General features: G+C 62.9%; 8 protein-coding genes. 7 read left to right on the top strand and 1 reads right to left on the bottom strand.

The genetic code is table 11. The features are described 5' to 3' along the window. The 7 genes from Q1V43_RS16405 to Q1V43_RS16435 all read left to right on the top strand — a co-directional run. The coding region (locus tag Q1V43_RS16405; protein ID WP_300520456.1) for an ABC transporter permease at positions 1 to 712 on the top strand (712 nt) is incomplete at its 5' end. Continuing rightward, positions 709 to 1632, top strand: coding sequence for an ABC transporter permease (locus Q1V43_RS16410; RefSeq protein WP_300520459.1), 924 nt, complete (start codon positions 709 to 711; stop codon positions 1630 to 1632). The genes Q1V43_RS16405 and Q1V43_RS16410, both read left to right, overlap by 4 nt. A gap of 7 nt (positions 1633 to 1639) precedes the next feature. Next, positions 1640 to 2368: an ion transporter gene (locus tag Q1V43_RS16415; RefSeq protein WP_300520461.1), complete on the top strand. Its 729-nt coding sequence runs from the start codon at positions 1640 to 1642 to the stop codon at positions 2366 to 2368. A 19-nt stretch (positions 2369 to 2387) separates the two neighbouring features. Continuing rightward, positions 2388 to 3473 carry a BMP family ABC transporter substrate-binding protein gene (locus Q1V43_RS16420; protein WP_300520463.1) on the top strand — a complete coding sequence of 362 codons (1086 nt, stop codon included), beginning with the start codon at positions 2388 to 2390 and terminating at the stop codon, positions 3471 to 3473. 188 nt (positions 3474 to 3661) lie between these two features. Further along, positions 3662 to 4132, top strand: coding sequence for an EF-hand domain-containing protein (locus tag Q1V43_RS16425; RefSeq protein ID WP_300520464.1), 471 nt, complete (start codon positions 3662 to 3664; stop codon positions 4130 to 4132). A 104-nt stretch (positions 4133 to 4236) separates the two neighbouring features. Next, complete coding sequence (locus Q1V43_RS16430) at positions 4237 to 5319, top strand: FAD-binding oxidoreductase (RefSeq protein WP_300520466.1); 1083 nt, start codon at positions 4237 to 4239, stop codon at positions 5317 to 5319. Positions 5320 to 5379: 60 nt separating this feature from the next. Continuing rightward, complete coding sequence (locus Q1V43_RS16435) at positions 5380 to 5865, top strand: NAD(P)H-dependent oxidoreductase (protein ID WP_300520468.1); 486 nt, start codon at positions 5380 to 5382, stop codon at positions 5863 to 5865. 106 nt (positions 5866 to 5971) lie between these two features. Here the strand turns inward: Q1V43_RS16435 and Q1V43_RS16440 are convergent, their stop codons facing one another. Further along, on the bottom strand, positions 5972 to 8761 hold the full coding sequence (locus tag Q1V43_RS16440; protein ID WP_300520470.1) for a bifunctional aconitate hydratase 2/2-methylisocitrate dehydratase: 2790 nt from the start codon (positions 8759 to 8761) through the stop codon (positions 5972 to 5974). Between the last annotated feature and the right edge of the window lie 336 nt (positions 8762 to 9097).

Consider the following 9097-nt stretch of genomic DNA (forward strand, 5'->3'; position numbering starts at 1 on the left):
GGGCGCGCTGGGCGGATGGGCCTGGGCGATGATCCCGGGCATCCTGAAAACACGCTTCGGCACCAACGAAATTCTGGTCAGCCTGATGCTTGTCTACGTGGCTGAAAGCTGGCTTGCCTCGGTACGCCAGGGGCTGCTCAGAAACCCCGAGGGCATGGGCTTCCCCGGCAGCCGCAACTTCAAGGACTTCCCCGCAGGCCATAACGCCGAAATCATCGCGAACTCCGGCATGCATTGGGGCGTGGTCGCGGCGTTCATCTCGGTTATCTTCGCCTATGTGCTCCTGACCCGGCACATGCTGGGTTTCCAGGTGCGTCTGACCGGCGAGGCCCCTCGCGCCGCCCGCTTTGCCGGTGTGAACCCGACGCAGCTGGTGCTGTTCTGCCTGGGTATCTCGGGCGCGCTGGCGGGCATGGCGGGCATGTTCGAGGTGTCGGGCCCCGCCGGTCAGGTCTCGATCGACTTCAACTCGGGCTATGGCTTTACCGCAATCATCGTGGCCTTCCTGGGCCGCCTGCACCCGATCGGCATCCTGTTGGCGGGCCTTCTGTTGGCGCTGACCTATATTGGCGGAGAGCTGGCGCAGCTCATGCTGGGCCTGCCCGCCGCAGCGATCCAGATGTTCCAGGGTATGCTACTGTTCTTCCTGCTCGCCATGGACATCCTGTCGAACTACCGCGTTCGTCTGACCTGGAAGGAGACGGTGCAATGAATCTGGAGCAGATCAATCCGATCCTGCTGATCGCCTCTCTGATGGTAGCGGCCACGCCGATCCTGCTGGCCGCCATCGGTGAGGCCGTGGTCGAAAAGGCGGGCGTGCTGAACCTGGGCGTCGAGGGCATGATGATTACCGGCGCAGTCGTCGGGTTCGCCATCGGCGTGAACTCGGGCAGCCCGGCCCTGGGGTTTGTCGCCGCAGCCATTTCGGGGGCAGCGCTGTCGATGCTGTTTGCCGTGCTGGTCCTGGTCCTTCTGTCCAACCAGGTCGCCACCGGTCTGGGCCTGACGATGTTCGGTCTGGGCCTGTCTTCGCTGATTGGCAAACCCTATGAGGGCATGAAGGTGCCGACATTGGCAAAGTGGGACATTCCGCTCTTGTCCGACATTCCGGTCCTGGGGCCGATCCTCTTCAATCACGACCCGATGGTCTATGTAAGCCTGATCCTGATCGCGGTGGTCTGGTACGTGCTGAAATCCACCCGTGCGGGGCTGATCCTGCGCGCGGTCGGGGAAAACCACGACGCGGCGCACCAGCTGGGCTACAAGGTCATCCGGGTACGCATGATGGCGATTGCCTTCGGCGGAGCCTGCGCCGGGCTGGGCGGGGCCTATATCTCGCTGGTACGCGTACCGCAGTGGGTCGAAGGCATGACCGCCGGGGCTGGCTGGATCGCGCTTGCCATCGTCGTCTTTGCCTCCTGGCGCCCCTGGCGGGTGCTGCTGGGCGCCTATCTTTTCGGCGGCATCACCGTGCTGCAGTTGAACCTGCAGGCGGCAGGCGTCGCGATCCCGGTCGAATACCTGTCGATGAGCCCCTATGTGATCACCATCCTCGTGCTGGTCGCCATCTCGCTCAAGGGCAAGCACGGCGCACCGGGCTCGCTGGGCCGTATCTTCCACGCATCGCATTGAGGCCCGCTTGACCCGACACGAGATCATAGAGGTTCTGGACGGCTACCACCCCAAGGTCGGCGCCGGAGTGGCCTGGGCCATGAACGCCCTGATCGTCCTGTCGGCCATCGCCATCGCGCTGGAGACCGAGCACGCGCTGCCCCTGGCGCTCCGCAAGGGGCTGTTCAACTTCGAAATCGTGCTGCTGGGCATCTTTACGCTGGAATACCTGTTGCGCCTCACCTGTTCACCGCGCCCGCTGAAATATGCGTTCAGCTTCTGGGGCCTGGTGGATTTCCTGACGATCGTGCCTGCCATCGCGCTCTTGACCCCGCAATGGCAGGTGGTGCGCGCCTTGCGGCTGATCAGGCTTGTGCGGCTCCTGAAACTGTTCCGCACCTCCCGGGCCCTGACCCGGCTGGTCTTTGCCTTCCGCCAAGTGCGGGGCGAGTTGTTGATCTTCGGGGTAAGTACGGGGTTGATGCTCTATGTGTCAGCGGTCGGCATCTACATTTTCGAACATGATGCACAGCCCGAAGTCTTTACATCAATCCCCGTGAGCCTGTGGTGGGCTGTCGCCAGCTTCACCACCGTGGGATACGGCGACATGGTGCCGATCACGCCAGGCGGGCGGATCTTTACCACGCTTGTACTTTTCACCGGTCTGGGCATCATTGCGGTGCCTTCGGCCATCATAACCACCGCGCTGCTGGAGGCGGAAACAAACCTTCAGAAGCGCGATAACGAACCTGACTGAACCAACAAGGGAGAATAAAATGCGTTCCATGAAAACCCTCCTGGCCTCGGCTGCCATGGCCCTGGGCCTGGCCGGTGCCGCAATCGCCGAAGAGACGACCAAGGTCGGCTTCATCTATGTCGGCCCGGTGGGCGACGGTGGCTGGACCTACGAGCACGAACAGGGCCGCAAAGCGGTCGTCGAACATTTCGGTGACAAGGTCGAAACCGTGTACCAGGAAAGCGTGCCGGAAGGGGCAGACGCCGAACGGGCGATCACCCAGATGGCGCTGGCTGGTGCCGACCTGATCTTCACCACCTCCTTCGGTTACATGGATCCGACCATCAATGTCGCGGCCAAGTTCCCGGACGTGAAATTCGAACATGCCACCGGCTACAAGCAGGCGGACAATGTGTCGATCTATTCAGCCCGCTTTTATGAAGGCCGCGCCGTGCAGGGTTACATCGCCGGCAAGATGACCAAGTCGAATATCATCGGCTACATTGCGTCCTTCCCGATCCCCGAGGTCATTCGTGGCATCAACTCGGCCTATATCCATGCCAAGCGCGTGAATCCGGACGTGCAGTTCAAGATCATCTGGGCCTACACCTGGTTCGACCCGGCCAAGGAAGCGGACGCCGCCAAGGCGCTGATCGAACAGGGCGCCGACGTGGTCCTGCAGCACACCGACTCGACCGCGCCGCAGGCCGCCGCGCAGGAAGCGGGCAACGTGATCACCTTCGGTCAGGCCTCGGACATGGCCGATTATGGCCCGATGCCGCGCGTGAGCTCGATCATCGACAACTGGGCCCCCTACTACATCGCCCGCACCCAGGCCGTGATGGACGGCACCTGGGAAAGCGTGTCGACCTGGGACGGCATCGGTGCCGGCATGGTTGGCATCGGCGAGATATCGGACGCCGTGCCCGCCGACGTGAAGGCAGAAGCCGAAGCGCTGCGCGACAGCCTGGCTTCGGGCGAATACCACGCCTTTACCGGACCGCTGAACAAGCAGGACGGCACCCCCTGGCTGGCTGCGGGCGAAACCGCATCCGACTACGGTGACAATGGTCTGGCCAGCATGAACTTCTATGTCGAAGGGCTGGAAGGCGAGATACCGCAGTAAGCGCCCAAGGTCTTCGTCACCCGACAGAATCGGGACTGACAAGCCATCGAAGGCCCCCGCTACGGCGGGGGCTTTTTAACCTGTGGCAGGGGGACGCAGCGGGTGAAATTCCCGGGGGTCCGGCGACGGATTGGGGCGCCTCCCGCGTTTCATGTGCGAATTCAGATTTTCACAGAATGGAGACCACAATGACACGCGCCCTTGTCATCACCACCGCAATCCTCACCGCCCTGTCGCTTCCGCTTGCCGCCGAACCCGGCAATCCCGGCGCGCAATTCATGTACAACTGGGACCTGGACGAAGACGGCTACGTCACGCTCGCCGAAGCGCTCGATCGCCGTGAAGCGATCTTTGCCGCGTTCGACTACAATGAGGACGGAGTTCTGGACGACAGCGAATACGCGATACTGGATGAGGCCCGCGCGCACGACCAGGACCGGCCCGGTCAAAAGGGTCAGGGCCGCGGAGCGGGCCGGGAACTGGCGCGGCCCAACGGGACCGGCGCCGGTTTCGCCATGGACCGGGCCGAGGTTGACCTGAACGGGGACGGCACCGTGACCCGTAGCGAGTTCATCGGTTCGGTGAGGGGCTGGTTTGCCTCCAGGGACACGGACGACGACGGCCGTCTGTCGACCGCAGATTTCGGACGCCGGGGCTGACCGGACTGCGGGCGAATTATTTCAGACCCCGCCAATCGCGGGGTCTTTTCCCTGCGCCACACCCGTGCCAGTGTCCGCGTGAAACGGGGTAGAGGACAGGTCCCATGACGCAGCAGAGCGATTTCATTGTCATCGGTGGGGGCATTGCCGGGGTGTCGGCCGGGGCCCGGCTGGCAGCTTTGGGTAAAGTTACCGTTCTGGAGGCGGAAGGCGCGCTTGGCTATCACGCTTCGGGCCGGTCGGCGGCTCTCTACGTGGAGGGCTATGGCAATCCCGGGGTCCGGGCGCTGACCACCGCCTCGCACGACCATCACCGCCACGCGGACGGCGGGGTATTGTCGGATCGCGGGCTGATGCTGGTGGCCGGCGCGGATCGCGAAGACGATTTCGAACACGAACACCGGGACATGCACCTGGACCCGATCACCTTGGAAGATGCTCACGCCAGGATGCCGATCCTCAACCTTGATGTCGTCACCCGCGCGGCCTTCAGTGCCGATGTCTGGGACATTGACACCGACCTTCTGTTGCAGAACTTTGCCCGCACCGTTCGCGCAACCGGCCAGATCGTGACAGGTGCGAAAGTCGAGGCAATCACCCGCACCGCCAACAGCTGGCAGGTTACTGCGGCCGGGCAGGACTACACCGCCCCCAAACTGGTCAACGCTGCGGGCGCCTGGGTGGACGAGGTGGCCAGAATGGCCGGGATCCAGCCGCTGGGCTTCAAGCCCCTGCGCCGTTCCATGGCCCGTTTGCCGGCCCCCGGTGGGCTGGATGTCTCGACCTGGCCGATGGTCTTTGCTTCGGGCGACGCCTGGTACGCCAAGCCGGATGCCGGGGCGCTGCTGGTTTCCCCCAGCGAAGAAGACCCGGCCGAGCCCCACGATGCCTGGGCCGATGACATGGTCCTGGCCGAGGGGTTGGCGCGATACGAGGAGATGGTGAGCGAACCGGTGGTCCGGCTGATCTCGAACTGGGCCGGTTTGCGCACCTTTGCCCCCGACCGCAATCTGGTGATCGGTCGTGACCTGCGCGACCCGGACTTCCTGTGGTGCGCCGGCCAGGGTGGCTATGGGTTCCAGACCGCGCCGGCGGCCTCGCAATTGCTTGCGGATCTGGTATCGGGCACTGCCAGCGAGCTGCCCGGGGACGTGCTGGCCCAGCTGCTGCCGGACCGCCTGGGCTGATCCCGCCGCCGGGGGCGTACCGGCTTTGACATCCCCCGCAGGACCGCCCAACATTACACCATGGCCGAACTTCTGATCGTCTATCACTCCCGTACCGGCGGCAGTCGCCAGTTGGCCGAAGCCGCCTATACCGCCGCACGCGTGCATGCGGAGTGCACGCTTTTGCGCGCGGAACAGACCGAGCCGCAACACTTGCTGGCCGCCGATGGCTATCTTTTTGCCGCGCCCGAAAACCTGGCCCACCTTTCCGGGCTGATGAAAGAATTCTTCGACCGCTGCTATTACCCAGTGCTGGGCCGGATCGAGGGGCGTCCCTATGCGCAGATGATCTGTGCCGGATCGGACGGGCACGGAGCAGCACGTCAACTGGCCCGTATCGCAACAGGCTGGCGCCTGCGCGAGGTCCAGCCACCGCTGATCATCTGCACCCGCGCCCAGACCCCGGAACGCATCCTGGCCCCCAAGACCCTGTACGATACGCAGCTGTCCCAGGCGCGCGAGCTTGGGGAAGCTCTGGGTGCCGGGCTCGACATGGGCGTGTTCTGAGCGCCTCTTTTCAAGTAGACGGACGGCAAAGGGCGCGGTGGTTGCCCATCACGCCCTTCCCAGATCTTGAACCTGTTCGGCCGCCTTCAGAGACGACCGGCCGGTCTTAGAAGTGCGCCGAACGCGCGGTTCCCGGCTTCTCCAGCGGCGGGGCGAACTTGGTCAGGTCGATGCCTTCCACGGCGGTCTTGTACTCTTCGATGGTCGGCGTACGGCCCAGGATGGCCGACAGCACCACGACCGGGGTCGAGCCCAGCAGCGATTCACCCTTCTTGTCGGGCGCATCCCCCACAACACGGCCCTGGAACAGACGGGTCGAGGTGGCGAGCACCGTGTCGCCCTTGGCGGCCTTTTCCTGGTTGCCCATGCAGAGGTTACAGCCGGGGCGTTCCAGATACAGAATGTTCTCGTACTCGGTCCGGGCAACGGTCTTGGGCGCATTGTCGTCGAATTCGAAGCCGGAGTATTTCTCGAGAACGTCCCAGTCGCCCTCTTCCTTCAGCTCGTCGATGATGTTGTAGGTCGGGGCGGCCACGACCAGCGGAGCCTGGAATTCGACCTTGCCCTGGGCCTTTTCCAGGTTCTTCAGCATCTGGGCCACGATCTTGATGTCACCCTTGTGCACCATGCAGGACCCGACGAAACCCAGATCCACCTTCTTCTCGGCCTTGTAGAACGAGATCGGGCGGATCGTGTCGTGGGTGTAACGCTTGGACACGTCGGCGTTGTTCACGTCGGGGTCAGCGATCATCGGTTCGTCAATCACGTCCAGATCGACGACCACTTCGGCAAAGTACTTGGCGTTGTCATCGGGGCGCAGGGCGGGTTTCTCGGCCGATTTGATCTCGGCGATGCGCTTGTCGGCCTTGTCGATCAGGCCTTGCAGCATGCCGTTCTCATGTTCCATGCCCTTGTCGATCATGATCTGGATGCGCGACTTGGCCAGTTCCAGCGACCCGATCAGGGTTTCGTCATTCGAAATACAGACCGAGGCCTTCGCTTTCATCTCGGCGGTCCAGTCGGTGAAGGTGAAGGCCTGGTCGGCCAGCAGGGTGCCGATGTGCACCTCGATCACGCGGCCCTGGAACACGTTGTCGCCGTGCTGCTCCAGCATCTGCGCCTGGGTGGCGTGCACCACGTCGCGGAAGTCCATGTGGTCGGCCATCTTGCCCTTGAAAGTCACCTTGACCGATTGCGGGATCGGCATCGAGGCTTCACCGGTCGCCAGCGCCAGAGCCACGGTGCCCGAGTCGGCCCCGAAGGCCACGCCTTTCGACATGCGGGTGTGGCTGTCGCCGCCGATAATGATGTCCCAGTCCGACACGGTGATATCGTTCAGCACCTTGTGGATCACGTCGGTCATCGCGTGATAGGCGCCTTTCGGGTCACGGCCCGTAACCAGGCCGAAATCGTTCATGAACTTCATCAGGCGCGGGGTGTTGGCCTGGGCCTTGATGTCCCACACGGACGCGGTGTGACAGCCCGACTGATAGGCGCCATCCACGCTGGGCGAAACGACCGTGGCGGCCATCGCTTCCAGCTCCTGCATGGTCATCAGGCCGGTGGTGTCCTGCGAGCCCACGATGTTGACCTTCACGCGCACGTCGGAACCGGCGTGCAGTGTCTTGCCGGGGGTGGCGCCCACGGCGTTCTTGTTGAAGATCTTTTCAACCGCGGTCAGGCCCTGGCCTTCATGGCTGACCTCTTTCGACGGCGCAAAGACAACCGGGGCTTCGACACCCAGGGTCTCGGCGGCGAATGTCTGCAGCTTCTTGCCGAATACGATGGCATAGGACCCGCCCGCCTTCATGAATTCCATCTTCTGCGGGGTGAAGGCCGAAGACACGTCGACCAGCTCTTCGCCGTCTTCGCTCAGCAGCTTCTGGGTCTTGGTGTTGATCCTCAGCACGGTGCCGGTGGCGACCGAGTATTTCTCTTCCAGCACCGCGTTGCCGTCGTTGTTCACGACCGGGTTGCCGTCGGCGTCCAGCTTCTTGACCCAGTTCTTCAGGTCCAGACCGATGCCGCCGGTCACGCCCACGGTTGTCAGGAAGATCGGCGAAATGCCGTTGGTGCCCGCGACGACCGGGGCAAAGTTCACGAAGGGCACATAGGGGCTGGCCTGTTTGCCGGTCCACAGGGCCACGTTGTTCACGCCCGACATGCGCGACGAGCCCACGCCCATCGTGCCCTTTTCGGCAATCAGCATCACCCGCTTGTCCGGGTGCTGCAGCTTCAGCGCCTCGATTTCCTTCTGCGCGGCCTCGTTGATCATGCACTTGCCGTGCAGCTCACGGTCGGCGCGCGAATGTGCCTCGGCGCCGGGCGACAGCAGGTCGGTCGAGATATCGCCCTCACCGGCGATGAAAGTGACGACTTTCACCTCTTCTTCCAGGTCGGGCAGCTTGGTGAAGAACTCGGCCTTGGCATAGCTTTCCAGGATGTCCCTGGCGATGGCATTGCCCGCTGCATTGGCCTCGGCCAGGCGGTCCATGTCGGCTTCGTAGAGGAAAATCTGTGTCTTCAGCACGTCGGCAGCCTGTTTGGCCAGATCGGCGTCCGATCCCAGAGCCACGTCCAGCAGCACCTGGATCGAGGGGCCACCTTTCATATGCGACAGCAGCTCGAAGGCGAATTCCGGAGAGATCTCTTCGACCACGGCCTCACCCAGGATGATCTCCTTCAGGAACGCGGCCTTCACGCCGGCGGCGCTCGTGGTGCCAGGCAGGGTGTTGTAGATGAAGAAGTTCAGCGAGCTCTCGCGGTGCTCGTTGCCGGTGTCCTTGATCTGATCGATCAACTCCCCAACCAGGGCGCCATCATCAATGGGCTTGGGGTTCAGGCCCTGTTCTTTACGAGTTTCGATCTCATTCAGGTAGTCAGTGTACAAGCTCATGATTATCCCGACGCGTTGGTGTTAGTGATGGTATTCGCTTGAAGGCCGGATATCAGAATCGCCTGAAGAGCCGGGCAAGCTTTCTGTATGCCGTGGTATACTACTCCGAACCAAGATGCAAGCTGTTGACCGGTTTTTGAGCTCAGGTGCGAAACCAGCGCAATCATGACGCACGTGGCCAGACAGGCAAGCGAACAGCCTGCGAAGCCAGCGCCACACACCCGCCTTTTTTGCTTGCACGGCAACCCACCTTCGCCTAGATACCCCGGGCAGACGCGATCAGCGTTGCACAGGATGGGGCCTTAGCTCAGTTGGGAGAGCGCTTGCATGGCATGC

Origin of the sequence: Aliiroseovarius sp., from assembly GCF_030148435.1 — a bacterium.
In the GTDB taxonomy this organism is placed as follows: Bacteria; Pseudomonadota; Alphaproteobacteria; order Rhodobacterales; family Rhodobacteraceae; genus JASBTN01.